The sequence below is a fragment of the Embleya australiensis genome (assembly GCF_051903075.1).
Lineage (GTDB): Bacteria > Actinomycetota > Actinomycetes > Streptomycetales > Streptomycetaceae > Embleya.
Genome location: NZ_CP182422.1, coordinates 7,046,769 through 7,066,950 on the forward strand (window position 1 = coordinate 7,046,769; position 20,182 = coordinate 7,066,950).

Annotated in this window: 7 protein-coding genes; 4 read left to right on the forward strand and 3 right to left on the reverse strand. The window is 72.6% G+C overall.

Annotation, left to right across the window (positions count from 1 at the left end; all coding sequences use genetic code 11):
- The first annotated feature begins 368 nt into the window (after nucleotides 1-368).
- The gene (locus ACMXN5_RS30150) at nucleotides 369-14,267 is read left to right on the forward strand and encodes an SDR family NAD(P)-dependent oxidoreductase (protein ID WP_439677890.1); all 13,899 of its coding nucleotides are present in this window, start codon (nucleotides 369-371) and stop codon (nucleotides 14,265-14,267) included.
- A gap of 76 nt (nucleotides 14,268-14,343) precedes the next feature.
- Here the strand turns inward: ACMXN5_RS30150 and ACMXN5_RS30155 are convergent, their stop codons facing one another.
- The 3 genes from ACMXN5_RS30155 to ACMXN5_RS30165 are packed head-to-tail and all read right to left on the reverse strand — an operon-like array spanning nucleotide 14,344 to nucleotide 17,276.
- Complete coding sequence (locus ACMXN5_RS30155) at nucleotides 14,344-14,568, reverse strand: acyl carrier protein (protein WP_439677891.1); 225 nt, start codon at nucleotides 14,566-14,568, stop codon at nucleotides 14,344-14,346.
- A complete protein-coding gene (locus ACMXN5_RS30160; RefSeq protein ID WP_439677892.1) occupies nucleotides 14,568-16,472 on the reverse strand; it encodes an HAD-IIIC family phosphatase in 1,905 nt (634 codons plus the stop codon). Before ACMXN5_RS30160 ends, ACMXN5_RS30155 begins: the two co-directional genes overlap by 1 nt.
- 33 nt (nucleotides 16,473-16,505) lie before the next feature.
- Nucleotides 16,506-17,276, reverse strand: a complete 771-nt coding sequence (locus ACMXN5_RS30165) for an AfsR/SARP family transcriptional regulator (protein WP_380001889.1) — start codon at nucleotides 17,274-17,276, stop codon at nucleotides 16,506-16,508.
- Between the two features lie 450 nt (nucleotides 17,277-17,726).
- On the opposite strand from ACMXN5_RS30165, the gene ACMXN5_RS30170 reads away from it, so the two are divergent.
- From ACMXN5_RS30170 to ACMXN5_RS30180, 3 genes are all read left to right on the forward strand, one after another.
- Nucleotides 17,727-18,269, forward strand: a complete 543-nt coding sequence (locus tag ACMXN5_RS30170; RefSeq protein ID WP_439677893.1) for a hypothetical protein — start codon at nucleotides 17,727-17,729, stop codon at nucleotides 18,267-18,269.
- 107 nt (nucleotides 18,270-18,376) lie between these two features.
- Entirely contained in the window at nucleotides 18,377-19,480 is a 1,104-nt protein-coding gene (locus tag ACMXN5_RS30175) for a sensor histidine kinase (RefSeq protein WP_439678119.1), read from the forward strand.
- The gene (locus tag ACMXN5_RS30180; RefSeq protein WP_439677894.1) at nucleotides 19,477-20,169 is read left to right on the forward strand and encodes a response regulator transcription factor; all 693 of its coding nucleotides are present in this window, start codon (nucleotides 19,477-19,479) and stop codon (nucleotides 20,167-20,169) included. Before ACMXN5_RS30175 ends, ACMXN5_RS30180 begins: the two co-directional genes overlap by 4 nt.
- Nucleotides 20,170-20,182 lie beyond the last annotated feature (13 nt).

The following is a 20,182-nucleotide window of genomic DNA, read 5'->3' on the forward strand; positions in this document are numbered from 1 at the left end:
GAAAACCTTTCGAACGGCCGGGGGTGAAAGCGCGGTCCGAACGGGCCGAACCCCCACGGTTCGGGTACCGGCTTAAACCACGCTTAACCCCCGCTGTGCCTCCCGCCGTGCCCTTCGGCGCGCCGTCCGCGCGCGAAAATCCGGGACCACCAGCGGATTTAGTCCGGACAAAGGTCGTCCTAAGCCCCGCCGAACACCCTGGCCCGACTCCCCGGCACGGGTGTGTCGCGGTCCGGACGCCCTCCGCCGGTCGGAGCCCGCCGCGGGCGCGGGCGACACCGCCCCGCGACGACCCGGGCGCCGGCCGCGCCCACCGTCGGACCGGTGCCCAGTGACCGGTTCCACCGAGCACAGTGTGAGGACGCCCCATGGCGAACGACATGCATTCCGCCGGCACCGACACCCACACCCGCCCGGCGGTGGCCGGCGAGGGCCCGATCGCGGTGGTCGGACTGGCGTGTCGATTCCCGGGTGCCCCGAACCCGCGATCGTTCTGGGAACTCCTCCGCGACGGCGTGAGCGCCATCGGCGACGCCCCCGAGGCACGCCGGCACCCGGCCGGGTTACCCGATCGGGGCGCCGCCGGGACGGGGGCGATCCGGGCGCGGCAGGCCGGATACCTCGAAGACGTGGAGACCTTCGACGCGCGCTTCTTCGGCATCTCGCCCCGCGAGGCGGCGGCGATGGACCCGCAACAGCGGCTGATCCTGGAACTGGCCTGGGAGGCGCTGGAACACGCGGGCCGGATCCCGGACCGGATCCGAGGCAGCCGCACCGGGGTGTTCATCGGTGCGATCCTCGACGACTACGCCACCGTGGTGCACCGCCTCGGACCGGCCGCGATCGGCGCACACACCTCCACCGGGTTGCACCGCAGCATCATCGCCAACCGCGTCTCCTACACGCTCGACCTGCACGGCCCCAGCCTGGTGGTCGACTCGGGGCAGTCGTCCGCACTGGTCGCGGTGCACCAGGCGTGCGAGAGCCTGCGCAAGGGCGAGTCGTCGATGGCACTCGCGGGCGGGGTCAACCTCATCCTCGCGCCGGAGAGCACCCTCGCGGTGGACCGGTTCGGCGGCCTCTCCCCGGACGACCGCTCCTACACCTTCGACGCCCGGGCCAACGGCTACGTCCGCGGCGAAGGCGGCGGCGTCGTCGTCCTCAAGCGCCTCGTCGACGCCACCGCCGACGGCGACGACGTGCTGTGCGTCATCCTCGGCGGAGCCGTCGGCAACGACGGCGCGGGCCCCGGCCTGACCGTGCCCGGCAGCGCCGGCCAGGAAGAGGTGATCCGACTCGCCCACACCCGAGCTGGCACCACCCCCGCCGATGTCGACTACGTGGAACTGCACGGCACCGGTACGGCCGTGGGCGACCCCGTCGAGGCGGCGGCCCTCGGCGCGGTCTTCGCCGCGACCCGCGACCCCGTCCGCCCCCTGCTCGTCGGTTCGGCCAAGACCAACGTCGGGCACCTCGAAGGCGCCGCGGGGATCGTCGGCTTGATCAAGACCACACTCGCCCTGCACCACGGACGCATCCCCGCGAGCCTGAACTTCCGCACCCCCAATCCGGACATCCCCCTCGATCGGCTGGGCCTGAGGGTCCAGACCGAAATCGCCGACTGGCCCCATACGTCCGGGCCCCGCCTGGCAGGCGTGTCGTCGTTCGGCATGGGCGGTACCAACTGCCACCTCGTGCTCGCCGGCGCTCCCGAACCCGTCGCCCGCGCCCCCCGTACCCGGCCGGCGCGGCCGCGGCTGCTCGCGTGGCCGCTGTCCGCCCGCACCGCCGCCGCGCTGCGCGGACAGGCGGCCCGGCTCGCCGAGTTCGTCGAGGCCAACCCGGACGTCGACCCCGTGGACGTGGCGCACTCCCTGATCGAAACCCGCACCGCGTTCGAGCAGCGGGCGGTCGCCGTCGGCACCACCCGCGACGAGCTCCTCCGCGCCCTGACCACCCTCGCGGCCGGCCGCACCGGAACCGGAGCGATACGCGGTACCGGCGTCGGAACCGGTTCGACGGCCTTCCTGTTCACCGGTCAGGGCAGCCAACGAGTCGGCGCCGGACGCGAACTGTACGCCGCCTTCCCGGTGTTCGCCGAAGCGCTCGACGAGATCTGCGCACGGCTCGACCCGCACGTGGATGTGCCGCTGCGCGAGCTCATGTTCGGGGAAGGAGACTCCGAACTGCTCGACCGGACCGCCTATACCCAGCCCGCGCTGTTCGCCCTGGAGATCGCGCTGTTCCGGCTCGCGCTGTCCTTCGGGCTGCGCCCCGGGCACCTGATCGGTCACTCGGTGGGGGAGTTGGCCGCCGCGCACGCGGCCGGCGTGCTGACCCTGGACGACGCGTGCCTTCTCGTCGCGACCCGGGGCCGGCTCATGCAGCGCGCCCGCGAGGGTGGTGCGATGCTCGCGATCAACGCGAACGAGCAGACGGTGCTGGCGGCGCTCCGGGACCACCCGCACACCCTCGGCTTGGCGGCGGTCAACGGCCCCGAGGCGGTCGTCGTCTCGGGCGACGCGGACGCCGCAGAGGAACTCGCCGGTCGATTCCGCGAATCGGGCGTCAGGACCAAACGACTGGCGGTCCGCCACGCGTTCCACTCGCACCACATGGACGATCTGTCGGCCGAGTTCCGCGAGGTCGCCGCGAGCATCGCCTATCACGAGCCGACCATCCCGGTGGTCTCGAACGTCACCGGCCGACTCGCGGACACCGAACTGCTGCGCTCGCCCGACTACTGGACACGGCACGTTCGCGAGCCGGTGCGTTTCCACGACGGTCTGCGCACGCTGCGCGAACTGGGCGTCGGCATCTTCGTCGAACTCGGCCCGGATCCGGTGCTGACGGGCCTGGCGAAGGACACGTTCGCCCCGGACGGCGCCGGTGAGTTGCTGATCGGCACCCTGGCCGCACGGCAGCCGGAATTGATCGCCTTCGGTCGCGCCGTTGCCCGCGTACACGGCGCGGGCGTCCCCGTGGACTGGAGCCCACTGCTGGGCGGCGAGCCGGTCCGGCGGGTGGAACTGCCCACGTACGCCTTCCAACGCAGGCGCCACTGGGTGGGCGGGCCGGTGCCCGCGGCTGCTGCGGTCGCGACGGCCGGGCCGGGCGCGGACGGGGCCGCGGTTGGGCCGGCCGGAGCCCTGGACCCCGTCGGCGCGGTCGATCCGGTCGATCCCGAACAGGACCATGGTGACGAGGCGGAGGAGAGCGGTGCCCGGGGCGAGTGGGTGCGTCGGCTGCGCCCCCTCGACGACAAACGGCGCCGGGCGCTCGTCGTCGAACTGGTATGCCGGCACTCGGCCGAGGTGCTGGAGTACGACGCGGGCGAGTCCGTCGAGCCGGACCTGTCCTTCAAGGAGCACGGTCACAACTCGCTGACCTCCGTCGAACTGCGCGATCGGCTCGGCACCGAGACCGGTCTCTCGCTGCCCGCCTCACTCGTCTACGACCACCCGACCCCCGTGGCCATGGCCCGCTACCTGGTCGACGCATTGCTCGGCGACCCGTCGTCGCAGGCCGGGCCCGAACACGTCGCCGGCGGCGGGACGAGCGGTGCCGACGAGCCGATCGCGATCATCGCGATGGCCTGCCGATTCCCCGGCGGCGCCGACTCGCCCGCGCGCCTGTGGGAACTGGTGGCCGCCGGCGTCGACGCGATCGGGGACCTACCCGACAACCGGGGCTGGGACCTGCGCGATCTCTACGATCCGGAACCGGGCCGGACCGGCAAGACCTACACGCGGCAGGGCGGTTTCCTGCACGACGCGGGCGACTTCGACGCGGGCTTCTTCGGGATCTCGCCGCGCGAGGCGGCGGCGATGGACCCGCAGCAGCGGCTGCTCCTGGAGACCGCGTGGGAATCGGTCGAACGGGCCGGCATCACCCCCGACTCGCTGCGCGGCAGCCGCACCGGGGTCTTCGTCGGCGCGACGGCCCAGGACTACGGCCCGAGGCTGCACGAACCCGCCCGGGGGCACGAGGGCCACCTGCTCACCGGCACGACCACGAGTGTGGCGTCCGGGCGCATCGCGTACACGTTGGGTCTGGAGGGTCCGGCGATCACCGTCGACACCGCCTGCTCGTCGTCGCTGGTGGCGATCCACCTCGCGAGCCAGGCGCTGCGCAACGGCGAATGCGACCTCTCCTTGGCGGGCGGCGCGACCGTGATGGCTACACCCGGCATGTTCATCGAGTTCAGCCGACAGCAGGGCCTGTCGACGGACGGCCGCTGCAAGGCGTTCGCCGGCGCCGCCGACGGCACCGGCTGGGCCGAGGGCGTCGGCATGCTCGCGCTCGAACGACTCTCGGACGCCCAACGGAACGGTCACACCGTGCTGGCGGTGATCAGGGGTTCGGCGGTGAATCAGGATGGTGCCAGCAATGGTTTGACGGCGCCGAGCGGGCCGTCGCAGCAGCGGGTGATCCGGGCGGCGTTGGCGGGTGCGGGGTTGACGGCGGATCAGGTCGACGTGGTGGAGGCGCATGGGACCGGGACGGCGTTGGGGGATCCGATCGAGGCGCAGGCGTTGTTGGCCACGTACGGGCAACACCGCGATCGCGAGCGGCCGTTGTGGTTGGGGTCGGTGAAGTCGAACATCGGGCACACCCAGGCCGCGGCCGGGATCGCCGGTGTGATCAAGATGGTCCAGGCGTTGCGGCACGAGACGTTGCCGGCGACGTTGCACGTGGACGAGCCGACGCCGCACGTCGACTGGGACACCGGCGCGGTCTCCTTGTTGACCGAGGCCCGGCCGTGGCCGCGCACCCCCGATCGGCCCCGGCGGGCGGCGGTGTCCTCGTTCGGGATCAGCGGCACCAACGCCCACCTCGTCCTCGAACAGGGCGACCCCACCCCGCAGCACACCGACCACGAAGTCCCGCCGGGCCCGGCCGTGGTCGCGCTGTCCGCGAAGGACGAGCACGCCCTGCGCGCGCACGCCGAACGCCTGCGCGCACACCTGGACACACACCCGGGTCTCACGCCCGCTCGCGTCGCCGCCGGCCTCGCCACCCGCGCCGCGTTCACCCACCGCGCCGCCATCGTCACCCACGACCGCGACGAACTCGCGGCCGCACTCGACGCGTTCACCACCCACACCCCCCACCCCGCCCTCGCCCACGCCACCACCCATCCCGGCAAAACGGTCTTCGTCTTTCCCGGTCAGGGCTCCCAATGGCCCGGCATGGCCCGCGAACTCCTGGACACCTCACCGGTGTTCGCCCGAGTGCTGGGCGAGTGCGCCGACGCCCTCGCTCCCTACGTCGACTGGAACCTCGTCGACGTCGTCACCGGAGCCGACGAAGCCCCCAGCCTCGACCGCGTCGACGTCGTGCAACCCGCACTGTGGGCCATGATGATCAGCCTCGCCCGCCTATGGGAACACCACGGCATCCACCCCGACGCCGTCATCGGCCACTCCCAAGGCGAAATCGCCGCCGCCCAAATCGCCGGAGCCCTCACCCTCCACGACTCCGCCCGCATCATCGCCCTACGCTCCCAAGCCATCACCACCCTCACCACCCACGGCGGCATGCTCTCCATCGCCCAACCCCCACACACCGTCGAAGAACTCCTCACCCACCACCCCCACCTCACCATCGCCGCCCTCAACGGCCCCCACTCCACCGTCATCTCCGGAAACCACCAAGCACTCGACCAACTCCAGGCACACTGCCTCGACAACGACATCCGACACCGACGCATCCCCGTCACCTACGCCTCACACAGCCCCCACGTCGAACCACTCCACCAACACATCCTCACCAACCTCGCCCCCATCACCCCCCAACCCACCACCACCCCCCTCTACTCCACCGTCACGGCGGCACCCATCGACGGCACCCACCTCACCCCCGAACACTGGTACACCAACCTCCGCACCACCGTCCGCTTCCAGGAGACCGTCGAAGCCCTCCTCACCGACGGACACACCCTCTTCATCGAGACCAGCCCACACCCGGGGTTGACGGCCGCAGTCGACGAAACCATCGAGGCGCGCACTCCGAGCGTCCGGGCCGCCACCGTCGCCACCCTGCGCCGAGGGCAGGGTGATCTGCGCCAATGGCACATCGCCCTCGCGCACGCCCACGTACTCGGCGCCGATGCGATCGAGCCGACCTCCGCTGTGCCGGACGGCGATCTGCCCACCTACCCGTTTCGGCGGGACACCTTCTGGCTCACCGCGCCCCGGAGGCGGGACGCGGGCGGGCCGGGCCGGAGCACGACGAGTCACCCGTTCCTCGACGCCGCCGTGCACATCGCCGACACCGGCGCGCTCGTGCTCACGGGGCAGCTGTCCACGGCCGACCATCCTTGGCTCGCCGACCACGCCGTACACGAGACCGTCCTGCTTCCGGGGACGGCTTTCGTCGAGATGGCCGTCTTCGCCGGTGCCGGGGTCGGGTGTGATCGGGTGGCCGAGCTGACCCTGGAGGCGCCGTTGCCGCTGCCCGGCGCCGGGGCGGTGCAGCTGCAACTCGTGGTCGAGCCGCGGCTCGAAGAGGACGAGCGGCGGGTCGTGAGCGTGTACTCCCGGTCCGAGCCGGGTGAGCGCGATGCCGCGGCCGACGTGCCCTGGACCCGGCATGCCACGGCGATCGTCGAGCCGGAATCCGCCGACGACCCCGGCCCGGCCGCGGCGCCGATCGATGCCTGGCCCCCGGCGGACGCGCGGGTGCTCGACGTCGACGCGCTCTACCGTGACCTCACCGCGACGGGCTACGGCTACGGGCCCGTCTTCCAGGGGGTCCGGGCTGCCTGGCGGCTCGGAGACCGCGTGTTCGCGGAGATCGAGCGGACCGAGGAGGACGCCGACGCCGATCCGGCCTTCGTACTTCACCCGGCGCTGTTCGACGCGGCCCTGCACGCCGGGCTCGTGCCGGCGGACGACGCCTCGGCCCGACCGGGATCACCCCGGTTGCCCTTCGTGTGGAGCGGGGTGCGTCTGCACGGTTCGACGGCCACGGCCTTGCGGGTGCGGCTGGGTCCGACGGGTACCGACGCACTGCGGGTGGACGTCTTCGACACCGAAGGCACACTCGTCGCCACGGTGGCCTCGCTCGCGCTGCGGCCGTTGCCGGCGGGGCAGTTGGCGGCGGCATCGGTCGGTGACGACCTGTATGCCCTGGACTGGCCGGCCCGGTCCGGCGGCGGAGGCCGACCGCCCGAGTCCTGGGCGGTGCTCGGGGACGACGAGCCGCGAACGGCCGCGCTCGCGGCGGCGGTGACCGAAGCGGGCCCGCCCGGGCGGTATCCGGATGTCGCCGCACTGGCCGAGTCCGTCGGTGCGGGAGCCGCGCTCCCGGCGGCGGTGCTGTTCGCGGTGCCCGAGGGTGACCCGCGCCTCGATGTCCCGGCGCGCGTGGGCGCGGTCGTGCGGCAGGTGTTGGCGCAGACGCAGGCGTGGCTGCGCGAACCCGCCTTCGCCGAGACCCGGTTGGTCGTCGTGACGCGGGGCGCGGTGGCCACCGGCGCCCACGACCGCGTGCGCGACCTCGCCGGCGCGGCGGTGTGGGGCCTGCTCCGCTCCGCGCAGGCCGAGCAGCCGGGCAGGTTCGTACTGCTGGATCTGGACGACCACGAGGCGTCCGCCGCCGGCCCGGCCGGCGCGCTCACGGACCTCGACGAACCGCAACTGGCCCTGCGCGCGGGGACGATCCGGGTGCCCCGGCTGGTCCGGGCCACCGGGTCCGGGCCGGAGCCGGAGCACCCCCCGGTGCGCTTCGACCCGGCCGGCACGGTACTGATCACCGGCGGCTCCGGCACCCTCGCGGCACTGACCGCACGGCATCTGGTCGCCGAACACGGCATACGCCGGTTGGTGTTGGCCGCCCGGCGCGGTGGGCAGGCGCCCGGCGTGGGTGAGTTGGTGTCGGAGCTCGCCGAAGCGGGCGCCGAGGTCGACGTCGTGGCCTGCGACGTGGCCGACCGAACACAACTCGCCGCGCTGCTCGCGGGGATCCCGACCGAGCGGCCGCTGAGCGCCGTCGTACACGTCGCGGGCGTCCTGGACGATGCCACGATCGACGCGCTCACCCCGGAGCGGGTCGACACGGTGCTGCGGCCCAAGGTCGACGCCGGGTGGTGGCTGTACGAGGCGACCCGCCGTCTCGACGGTGTGCCGCTCGTGCTGTTCTCCTCCGTCACCGCGACGCTCGGCAGCGCCGGGCAGGGCAACTACACCGCCGCGAACGCGTTCCTGGACGCGCTCGCCCACCACGACGGGGCAGGCGGCCCGGTGCTGTCGCTCGCGTGGGGCCTATGGGCGCCGGCCGGCGGCATGACCGCCCACCTGGATCGGGTGGACACGGCCAGGATGGCCAGGAACGGCATCGCCCCGCTGCCCGCCGACCGGGGCCTGGCACTGTTCGACGCGGCGCTGCGCGGCGACCGGCCCGCACCGGTGGCGGCCGTGCTGGATCGGTCGGCGCTGCGTGCCCAGGCCGTCGCCGGGCTGCTTCCGGCCGTACTGCGCGAGATGGTGCGCATCCCCGCGCGGCGGGCCGCCCGGGCGGGCGCCGAGGGTACCTGGGCCGGCCGCGTCGCCGCGTTGGCGCCGGCCGATCGGCTCGCCGAGATCGGCGAGTTGGTCCGCGCGAACGTGGCCACGGTGCTCGGGCACACCGACGCCGGTCGCGTCGACGGCGCACGGGCGTTCAAGGACGCCGGCTTCGACTCGCTGACGTCGGTGGAACTGCGCAACCGCCTCGCCGCCGCGACCGGACTGCGGCTGTCCGCGACGCTGGTCTTCGACCACCCCACCCCGGACGCGGTGGCCCGCCACCTGGCGGAGTCGGTCGTCGACGCGCAGCCGGCCCCGGCCGAGGAGACGCCGTCGACACGGCCCGCCGAGTGGGCCGACGAACCCATCGCGATCGTCGCGATGTCGTGCCGCTACCCGGGCGGCGTCGCCTCCCCCGAGGACCTGTGGGCGCTCGTGGCCGGCGGCGTGGACGCCATCGGCGAATGGCCGCGCGGACGCGGCTGGGACGCGACCGAACTGTTCGACCCGGACCCCGACCGGGCGGGCAAGAGCTACTCCACCCGAGGCGGCTTCCTGCACGACGCGGACCGATTCGACGCCGACCTGTTCGGGATCAGCCCGCGCGAGGCACTGGCCACCGACCCCCAGCAACGCCTGCTCCTGGAAACCGGCTGGGAGGCGTTCGAACGCGCCGGAATCCCGCACGCATCGCTGCGCGGCAGCCGTACCGGGGTGTTCGTCGGCGTGATGTACAACGACTACGGCTCACGGATCAGGCAGGCGCCTGCCGGCTTCGAGGGATACCTGGGCAACGGCAGCGCGCACAGCGTCGCCTCCGGCCGCGTCGCGTACACCTTCGGCCTCGAAGGGCCGGCGGTCAGCGTCGACACCGCGTGCTCGTCCTCGCTGGTCGCGCTGCACCTGGCGGTACAGGCACTGCGTCAGGGGGAGTGCTCGCTCGCGCTCGCCGGCGGGGTGACGGTGATGGCGACGCCGAGCGTGTTCATCGAATTCAGTCGCCAGCGCGGGATGGCGCCCGACGGCCGCTGCAAGTCGTTCTCGGCGGACGCCGACGGCGCCGGCTGGTCGGAGGGCGTCGGCATGCTGCTGGTCGAACGCCTCTCGGACGCCCGGCGCAACGGACACCCCGTGCTCGCCGTGGTACGCGGCACGGCGGTCAACCAGGACGGCGCCAGCAACGGCTTGACAGCGCCCAACGGCCCCTCGCAGCAGCGGGTGATCGGGCAGGCGCTGGCCGCGGCCGGGCTCAGCGGCGCCGACGTCGACGCGGTCGAGGCACACGGTACCGGCACCACACTCGGCGACCCGATCGAGGCCCAGGCGATCCTGGCCACCTACGGCCGCGAGCACACCGATGCCCGGCCGCTGTGGCTGGGTTCGCTCAAGTCCAACATCGGTCACGCGCAGGCCGCCGCCGGCGTCGGCGGGGTGATCAAGATGGTATCGGCGATGCAGCACGGCCTGCTGCCCCGCACGCTGCACGCGGGCCGGCCGTCGCCGCACGTCGACTGGTCCGACGGGACGGTCCGCCTGCTCACCGAGGAACAGCCGTGGCCCGCCGCGGACCGCCCGCGCCGTGCGGCGGTGTCATCGTTCGGGATCAGCGGCACCAACGCCCACGTGATCGTGGAGCAGGCCGCGCAGGACCCGCGACCGGCCCCGCCGCGCGCGGACCCCGACCCCGCGACGTCGGCGTGGATCCTGTCCGCCCGCACCGCCGAGGCGCTGCCGGCCCAGGCCGAACGGCTGCTGGAGTGGCTGGCCGAGGAACCCGAGCCGCACCCGGCCGACATCGCGCTGTCGTTGACCACCACTCGCTCGCTTCTGGAACACCGCGCGGCCGTCGTCGGCACCGACCACGCGCAGCTGCTCCGGGGCCTGAGCGCGTTGGCCCGCGGCGAACGCTCGCCCGACGTACTGCGGGCCGTGGCCGGGCCGCCCGGTCGCACCGCCGTGCTGTTCACCGGCCAGGGCAGCCAGCGCCCGGGCATGGGGCGGGAACTGTACGAGAGCGAACCGGTGTTCGCCGCGGCGTTCGACGCGGTCCGCGCCGAACTCGACCCGCTCCTGGACCACCCCCTACGCGAGGTGGTGTTCGCCGAACCCGGCAGCCCACAGGCGGCCCTGCTCGAATCGACCCGCTACGCCCAGCCGGCGTTGTTCGCCCTGGAGACCGCGCTGTACCGGCTGGTGGAACACTTCGGCTTCACCCCCGACGCGGTGATCGGCCACTCGCTCGGCGAACTGACCGCCGCGCACGTCGCAGGGGTGCTGTCGCTGCGGGACGCGTGCGTCCTGGTCGAGGCGCGCGGACGGTTGATGCACAGCGCGACCGAGGGCGGTGCGATGCTCGCCATCGGCGCCGCCGAACATCTCGTGCGCCCCCACCTGGACGCGTACGCCGGGTCGCTGAGCCTGGCCGCGGTGAACGGCCCCGAGGCGGTGGTGGTCTCCGGCGACGCCGAGGCCGCCGACGCCCTGGCCCGGACGTTCCGGGCGCAGGGGATACGGACCAAGCGGCTGCGGGTCGGCCGCGCGTTCCACTCGCCGCACATGGACCCGATCCTGGCGGCGTTTCGCCGGGTCGCCGAGGGTGTGGACTACCGCACCCCGGCCATCCCCGTGGTCTCCAACCTCACCGGCCGGATCGCGACCCCGCAGGAACTCGCCTCCCCCGAACACTGGGTGCGGCACGTTCGGGAAACGGTCCGCTTCCACGACGGACTGCATGCCCTGCGCGAGCACGGCGTCGACTCGTGCCTGGAGTTGGGCCCGGACCCGGTGCTCACGGCGATGGTCCGGGACACGTTCGACGAGCAGGGGCCCACATCCGTGGCGGTGCTGGGCGCCGGTCGGCCGGAAGGGGACACCCTGACCCGGGCGCTGGCCGCGGTACACCTGCGCGGGGGCGCCGTCGACTGGGCCGTGCCGCTCGCTCGGCGGGGCGCCCGGCCGATCCCGCTGCCGACGTACGCGTTCCGGCGCACGCGGTACTGGCTCGACCAGCCCGCCGCCGCCGACGCGGCCGCGGCCGGGCAGGACACCGCCGACCACCCGCTGCTCGGCGCGGCGATCGAGGTCGCCGACGGCGGCGAACTCCTGCTGACCGGGCGGCTCTCGCTCGCGGACCGGCCCTGGCTGGGCGACCACCGGTTGCACGGCCTCGCGCTGCTGCCCGCCTCCGCACTGGTCGATCTGGCGACGCGTGCCGCAGAGCGGGTGGGCTGCGCCCTGGTCGAGGAACTCACCCTGCACACACCGCTGATCCTTCCGGAGGAGGGCACCGTGCGGCTGCAGGTGGTGGTTCGGGCCCTGGAGGCGGGTCGGCACTCGATCACCGTGCACAGCCGCCCCGAGGGCGCGTCGGTCGGGCCCGACGCGCCGGCCTGGACGCGGCACGCCGACGGCGTACTCGCGCCGCGCCCCGTCATAGGCACGGCGGCGCAGCCACACACGACGCTCACCGCCGCGTGGCCCCCGCCGGGAGTGACACCGCTTGACCTCCAGGACCTGGACGAGCGGTTGGTCGAAGCGGGTGTTGACTACGGGCCCGCCTTCCAGGGGGTGCGGGGCGTGTGGCGGCACCCGGACGGAAGTACCTACGCCGAGGTTCGGCTGCCCGCCGAGACCGCGCCGGAGGCCCGGACGTTCGGGATCCACCCCGCGCTTTTGGACGCCGCGCTGCGACCGCTCGCGCTCGGCGATCCGCAATCCGGGCCGGCACAGGCCGACCGGGTACGCCTGCCCTTCGCGTGGAGCGGGGTGGAACTGTACGCGAGTGGTGCCGTCGAGGCCCGCGTGCGGATCGCGCCCGGCGTCGCGGAGGACTCCGTGGGCGTCGAATTGGCCGACGGGCAGGGCGCGTTGATCGCCCGAGCCGAAGCGCTGGTGCTTCGCGGGTTGCCCGCCGACGGACTCGGCCCGGCCCACGCGGACGGCGCCGGGTTGTACCGGGTCGAGTGGAGTCCGGTGACGGGCTTCGCCGGGCGCGGAGACCGGCCCGCCACCGTCGTGGACCTGCGGTCCGAGTCGGCGGCCGGTCGGGGCGCACCGCCCGAGCGGACCCGCGCCGCGGCGTTGGGCGCGGTCGAGCGGTTGACGGAGTGGCTCGGTGACGACGCCGCATCCGACGCCCCCCTGGTCCTGCTGACGTCCGGGGGAGTGGCGGTGCATCCCGGTGAGGTGGCGGATCCGGTCGTCGCCGCCGTGTGGGGACTGGTGCGCAGCGCGCAGGCCGAACACCCCGGCCGGATCACCCTGCTCGACCTCGAAGCGGGAGCCGAGACCGCGGACGGCATCGAAGCGGCCGCTGCGTCGCCGGAGCCACAGATCGCGGTGCGCGGCGGGGTGCCGTACGCGCCCCGCCTGGTGGCGCGGCGTCCCGAACCGGCCCGGGGCGAGGCGGTGTCGTTCCCGAGCGAGGGCACCGTCCTGGTCACCGGCGCCACCGGGCTCCTGGGCGGACTGCTCACCCGACACCTGGTGCACGCGCACGGCGTGCGTCATCTGCTGCTCGTCGGCCGTCGAGGGCCGCAGGCCCCGGGCGCGCGGGAGCTGCTCGCCGAACTCGCCGAGGCGGGGGCCGAGGTCACGATGGCGGCGTGCGACGTGAGCGACGCCGAGGCGTTGGCAGGGCTGCTCGACACCTTGCCGGCCGCGCATCCGCTGACGGCCGTCGTACATCTGGCAGGTGTCCTGGACGACGGCGTACTCACCGGCGTGACCGGGCCCCGGCTCGACGCGGTGCTGCGGCCGAAGGCGGACGCGGCCTGGAACCTGCACCGGCTGACCGAGGGACGGGACCTGTCGGCCTTCGTGCTCTTCTCCTCGATCGCGGCCACCGTGGGCACGCCGGGGCAGGCCAACTACGCCGCCGCCAACGCGTTTTTGGACGCGTTGGCCGGACAACGCGCCGCCGAGGGGCTGCCCGCGTTGTCGATTGGCTGGGGCCTGTGGGACGAGGGCGGGATGGCGGGTGCGCTCGGGGACGTCGACCGGGCCCGGTTGGCCCGCTCCGGCATCGCGCCGATGTCCGCGGCCGCCGGCCTGGCGCTGTTCGACGCCGCCCTGGGCGCGGGTGAGCCCACGCTGGTCGCGGCGCGGCTGGACACCTCCGGCGGCGCGGACGAGTCCGGGTTCCCGGGGTTGCCCACGATCCTGCGCCGGGCCGTGCGTACGCCGGTGCGAGGCCGTGCGGCGGGCGCCGGCGAGGCGGCCGGGCCGGCGGGGCCGGTGCTCGCGGGTCTGGACGGCGAGCGGCGCGAGTCGGTGCTGATCGACATGGTCCGGCAGGAGGTCGCCGACGTGCTCGGCCATCCGGATCCCGGCACCGTGGACACGCGGCGCGGACTCCAGGACCTCGGACTCGACTCACTGACGGCGGTGGAGTTGCGCAATCGGCTCTCCGCGCGGGTGGGACTGCGGCTGCCGACCACGATCGTCTTCGACCACCCGAACGTGGCGGCGCTGGCGGCCAGGGTGGGCCTGCTGCTGACCCCCGAGGCCGGGCCCGGCGAGGCGGAGGTGTTGGCGGAGGAACTGCGCCGCCTGGAGGCGCTGTTGGCGCGGACCGGCGTGGACCGGCAGGAGCATGCCCGGATCGGGTCCCGGCTGCGGAGTCTGCTGCGTGTGTGGGATCGCACGATACCGGTCGGCGAGGCGGACACGGACGACGAGAGCGCGTTGGCCGACGTCGGCGACGACGAGTTGTTCCGGGCGCTGGACGACGAGCTGGGCGTCTCGACGGGGGACTGAGGAGGGGGGTAGACGAAGCCGGGCCGCACCCGTGAACGCGGGTGCGGCCCGGCGAGTCATGCTCGCTGCCGTCGGTTCAGCCGACGGTGGCGAGGTCGTAGATGTCCTTCAGCGTTCGCGCCTCCAGGGCGTCCGGCAGGGAAACCTGGCGACCGGTTTCCCGCTCCAACACGGTGACCAGGGCCAGCAGGTGTACCGAGTCCCAGCCCGGCACTTGGTCGAAGTCCTCCCGTACCACCTCGGCGGTGACCGGCAGGCCGAGCGAGTCGCGGAGCACCAGGACGAAGTCGTCGAGGGTCATCACAGTTGCGTCCTCCCGATGTTTCCGCTCAGCCGCAGGTGTCGCGGCCGCTCGGGGACATGGATCAGGTCGTGCCGGAATCGGATCGTGCCGTCGTCGTCGACACTCTCCGTCTCGAAGCCGTTGCGCGGGTAGAAGTCCCGCACCTTGTCGTTCTTCGCGGACGGCCGGTAGGTCGCCAGCACCTGTCGCGCGCCCTCGGCGCGGGCGTGTTCGAGCAGGGCGGCCAGGCACGCCGACTCGATGCCCCGCGAGAACACCCGGCAACTGAGCAGGAAGTTCTCGATGCGCCAGACGCTTTCGTCCCGGTCCACGAACACCGCGCCGACCAGCCCGTTGTCGCCGAACCGGTCGGCGGATCGGATGCCGAGCACCAGTGCCCGCGCCGCCGCCGCACGCTCTTCCACGTCGGACTGTCCCAGACGTTCGGTCGTGAGGTTGAACTGGTTGGTGCGCAGCGTCAGTTGCGCGACGCGCGCCACCTGTGTGGGCGTCACCTGGGCGAATTCCACTTCGATGCCCAGGCCCGCCAGGTAGTCGTCGATCGAGGCGAAGCTGTCGAGGAAGTCCTTGCGCTGCGACTCCTCGCGATATCTGGCCGGGCGGGCGACGTCCTCGACGGTGACCTCGCGGACGTCGAACCAGCCGTCCGCGAGCAGGCGTTGTACGTGCGTCGCCGGATCGCCGTCGAGCCGGACGACCGCCACCTCGGGCAACTCCCGGGCGACCAACCCGCATTCGTAGGGGCTGTCGTCGGCGAAGACGAGGCTGTCCAGGCCGATGTTGAGATCGGCGGCCAGGGAGCGCAGGTTGTCGTGCTTGGGTGCCCAGTCGGCCACGATCCGAACGAAGTCCTCCTCGCCGAGGGTCATCTCGGGGTGCTCGCGCAGCACCTCCCGGACCGGTTCGAGATCGTTCTTGCTGACGGCGGCGAGCAGCACGCCCTGGGCGGACAGTTGCAGCGCGGTGCGCTGCACGGCGCGAAACGCCTCGCCCCGATAGCTCCCGGCGACCTCGATTCCCTCGGGTCCGTCGTCACCGAGCACACCTCCCCACACGGTGTTGTCCAGGTCGAGAACCAGACACTTGCGGGCCCGTCCGGACAGGCCGCGGGCCAGGTGGGCGAGTTCCCGGGTGTAGCCGGCGGTCAACTCGGGGGAGAGGTGCGTCCCGGTGTACGTGCTCAGCCGCACGTCCCGGCCGGGCAGCCCAGAGCCGATCAACGGTTCCAGATCGAGCACCATCAGCCGCGGATGGTCCTCCATCAGGCGCAACACCCGCGCGTTGGCCTCGCGCCACAGCGCGCCCAGCCGGGCCCGTGAGCGGTGGTCCACCAACTGCGCGACGTACTCCCGGGGAAGCGGCAGCGTGTTGTACACGAGCGTGCCGTGCCCCACGGCCTCGAACGTGTCGGCCAGCGTGGTCAACCGGCGTTCGGTGGCCGCCAGGGCCGATTCCACGTGCTCCGGTCCCCAGGGCACCGGCACCTCGTCGAACACGACCGTGTGGTCGAGCAGACAGGCCACCAGGTCGGGGCGGGCCGCGTACAGCGCGCTGTTCGGATCGGACAGTTCGAAGACGTAGGCGTCGAAATCGGTGACGTGCGGACGCAACAGCAGCCCGTGTCGGGCCAGTTCGGCGGTGAGCGACGGGGTGACCCCGGTGACGGTGCCGTGGCCGGTGACCGCGACCGACACCACCGGAGTCCGTGGATGCAGCTCCACCACCTCGTCCACCGAAAGCCGGGACAACACCCGACCCGCGTCGACGAGTTCGGGCGGCGGCAAGTCACGCAGCAGGCCGGGTATCCGGGGATACTCGGCGGCCAATCTGTGCTGTCGATGCAGGTCTCGGAAGGTGTATTCGAGCGGATCGCCCACAGGCGCGGCCGCGGTGCGGTTCATGTGAGAGACAACCCTTCGATCGTGCGACCGCGATCAGCTGGCCACCGGCTCGTCGAGGACATCGTCGGAGACGAGGATCGCCTGGTGCAGATTGCGCAGCGACCGGCACGGCTCCAACCCCAACTGCGAATGCAGCACCCCACGCGCCAACTGGTAGACCTGCAGGGCTTCGGCCTGCCGCTCGGAGCGGTACAGCACCAGCATCAACTGCCGGTAGAACGCCTCACGCAGGGGATGGTGCGCGGTCAGCCTGGAGAGCCGACTGAGGATCTCGCGATGACGGCCCAGCGCGATGTACGCGTCGATGCACATCTCCTCGCAGTCCAGCCGCTCCTGCTCGGCCCAGGTGGCGAATCCACTGACGATGGGACCCTCGCCCACACCGTCCAGGACCGGTCCCCGGTACAGCGCCAACGCCTTCTCCAGATCGACCACGGCATCGGCGAAGCGTCCCGCCCGGTGATGCGCGCGTCCGCTGTCGGCGGCGCGTTGGAAGTCGTGCAGGTCCGACTCGCCGTCCTCGACCCGCAGCAGATACCCCGGGATCCGAGTGGCGATGGCATCCGCGCGCCCGCCCACGGCGGTGAGCAACTTGCGGAGCTGGCACACATAGACGTGCAGGGCGGGCGTCGCCCGCCGCGGTGGGTTCTCCCGCCACAATTCGTTGATGAGCTGGTCCTTGGTCACCACACGCCCGGCTCCGATGAGCAGGGCGGCCAGCAACACCTCGGTCTTGGGCGCACTGAGGATCGATTGGCCGCGCTCACCCGAGACGCGCAAGGGGCCGAGCAGTTCATAACGCATGGGCATTCTCCCCGTAAGAGACCACATTGCGAATGCCCTTCGAGTCTTGGGGAGTCGCCCACCGGGCGCATCGGTGAAACTACTTAGAGCCCCCCGTCGACCGAAAACCACCGTCCCGAAAGCCCTCGGCGCGGTCTCGATCATGCTCACGACCAGCGGTTGTCCCGCGTAGACCCCGGAAAGATGCCCGCTGCGGCGCACCCACGAAACCCCCGAAGATTAACCGCCGCGAAACAATCCGCGACACCACGTACGACATTACGACGCGGGGAATCGAACGCTCCGCTTCCCGATACATCCCCTGAAACCCGGACACGGTCGGATCCGCCGCGCCGCCGAACCATTCCACCTCGAAAACGGCTGACTCACACCGGGGTCCACCCGCGTCTCCACCCGTGTTTCCACCCGTGGGTCCAGGTGCGGAACGGGCGATGGCGGCAGCCTGGGGACATGAACACCACAGACTGGATCACCGACATCCTTCTCGTTCTCATCGTCTTTCGGCAGTTGCGGGAGGACCGGCTGGACCGCAAGACCTTCCTCATTCCGTTGGGGATCGTGGCCTTCGTGGCGTGGAAGTACCTGGACACGATTCCCACCGCGGGCAACGACACGGTGTTGATCGGCGCCCTGATGGCGATCGGCGCGGCGCTCGGCGTGGCGGGCGGCATCTTCACCCGGATCCGCTCCGCCGGCGGGCATCTGCTGATCAAGGCCGGTGCGGTCTCCGCGGTGTTGTGGGTGGTGGGCATGGGCGCGCGGATGGGGTTCCAGGTGTGGGTCGACCACGGCGGTGCCGACGATGTGGCCCGCTTCAGCCTCGACCACCACATTACGAGCGGGCAGGCGTGGGTGGCTGCGTTCGTGCTGATGGCGCTCACCGAGGTCGTCACCCGGGTGGCCACGATCTTCGTCCGGAGCCGGATGGTGGGCTCCGCACGGTCGGCGAACACGGCGGCGCGTGCGGTGTCGTCCCTGGACCGGGTGGCCTGACGGTGGGATATGGTCGCGCCGTGCCCGAATCCGAGAGCGTTCCCGTAGCCGGGTCGTCTTCGGGGCGCGGTCCCGGTCCGCGAGCGATGGTCCGGCACGACCCCCGGGTGCAGTGGGCCTTCACCCTGGGCGTGATCGTCGTGGGAATCGCGACGATCCGCCCGATGGGCTTCAGCGGTCGCGGCCTGGCCGTCGTCGTCCTCGTCGCGTTGAACTCGCTGTTCCTGTTGGGCCGCAACGTTCCCCAGGACCGGGTCCCCGCACGGATGGTCGTCGTATGGGCGTCGCTGGGCATCGTCGCGGCGGCCTCCCTGATCGGCGCCGCCCGTACCGGGACCGGTTACCTGTTCGCGTTCTTTCTCGTCGGCCACATCGGTTACCGGCTCCCGCCCGTATGGGCCGTCCCGCTCGCGGCGCTGGCCGGCGGGCTCTGCGGGGGAGTGCTGTATCTGCACCTGGGCCCGGGGCACGAGTCGTTGTCCTGGGGGATCGGGTTGTGCGCCGCCCTGCCGGTGGTGGTGGGCATCGTCAGCCGCAGCAGGCAGCGGGCGATCGACGCCGTGATCGAATCCGCGGAATCCGCCGAGCGCGCCGCCCGCGCCGAGGCCCGCACGGCCGCCCTGGCCGAGCGCAGCCGCATCGCCCGGGACGTGCACGACGTCCTCGCACACTCCCTGGCCGGCATCAACATGCAACTCGAACTGGTGGACGCCCTCCTCGACACGGGCGACCTGACCAGGATCCGCGAGGCCAACGGCCGGGCGCACAGCCTGGTCAAGGAGAGTCTGAAGCAGGCCCAGTGGACCGTTCACGCGCTGCGCGAGGACACGCTGCCGCTGCTGGGGAGCCTGACCGCGATGATCGAGTCGTCGGGCCATCGGGACGCGCTCACCGTCGACGGCACCGTACGCGAACCACCGGCCCGCGTGGTCCAGCACCTGCTGCGGATCGCCCAGGAGGCGCTGACCAACGCCGCTCGGCACGCGCCCGGAGGCGACGTACGGGTGGAGGTGACGTTCGCCGCCGCATCCACGACACTGAGGATCCGCAACGGCCCCGCCACCCGGGAGGCGGCCGGGGCCGGCAGCGGCATGGGACTGATCGGGATGCGCGAACGCATCGCCATGGTGGACGGAACCCTGACCGCCGGACCGATCACCGAGGGACCGGACCGAGGCGGCTGGCAGGTGGAGGCGGTGATCCCGGAATGAGCGACACAGGCGACACCACGCGTCACGACGCGCCGGCGGCCGATGTGCCCCGGCGACTGCGGGTGGTCGTGGCCGACGACCAGGCCGCCGTGCGCGAACCGCTCGCGGCCGTACTCGCGCTCTCCGAGGACATCGACGTCGTCGCGGCCGCCGAGGACGGGGACCAGGTGCTCGCCGCGGCTGCCGCGGGCCCGGTGGACGTGGTGCTCATGGACCTGCGCATGCCCCGGACCGACGGCATCGAGGCGACCCGCCGACTCACCGACGAACACCCCGAGGTGGCCGTCGTCGTCCTGACCACCTTCGCCGACGACGACTCGATCCTGGCCGCCCTGAGCGCGGGCGCCCGCGGCTACCTCACCAAGAACGCCGGACGCCGCGACATCGTCCGCGCGATCCGAGCCGCCGCCGCGGGCCAGTCCGTCCTCGACCGCGAGGTCCAGGACCGCCTGCTGGCCACCGTCCGCACCCGGGCCACGACGCCGAGCCACAACCTTCCCGACGACCTCACACCCCGCGAACGCGAAGTCCTCGCCCTCATCGGCCAGGGCCTGCCCAACCGGGCCATCGCCGAGAAACTCTTCATCAGCGAGGCCACCGTCAAAACCCACATCAACAACCTCTTCGCCAAGGCCGGCATCCGCGACCGCGCCGACGCGGTACGCCGAGCCATCGCGGGCGGCCTGTAACACCGACGCCGGA

Coding starts and splice junctions, on each gene's coding strand:
- ACMXN5_RS30150 (WP_439677890.1), top strand. CDS start 369: ATGGCGAACGACATGCATTCCGCCGGCACCGACACCCACACCCGCCCG.
- ACMXN5_RS30155 (WP_439677891.1), bottom strand. CDS start 14,568: ATGACCCTCGACGACTTCGTCCTGGTGCTCCGCGACTCGCTCGGCCTG.
- ACMXN5_RS30160 (WP_439677892.1), bottom strand. CDS start 16,472: ATGAACCGCACCGCGGCCGCGCCTGTGGGCGATCCGCTCGAATACACC.
- ACMXN5_RS30165 (WP_380001889.1), bottom strand. CDS start 17,276: ATGCGTTATGAACTGCTCGGCCCCTTGCGCGTCTCGGGTGAGCGCGGC.
- ACMXN5_RS30170 (WP_439677893.1), top strand. CDS start 17,727: ATGAACACCACAGACTGGATCACCGACATCCTTCTCGTTCTCATCGTC.
- ACMXN5_RS30180 (WP_439677894.1), top strand. CDS start 19,477: ATGAGCGACACAGGCGACACCACGCGTCACGACGCGCCGGCGGCCGAT.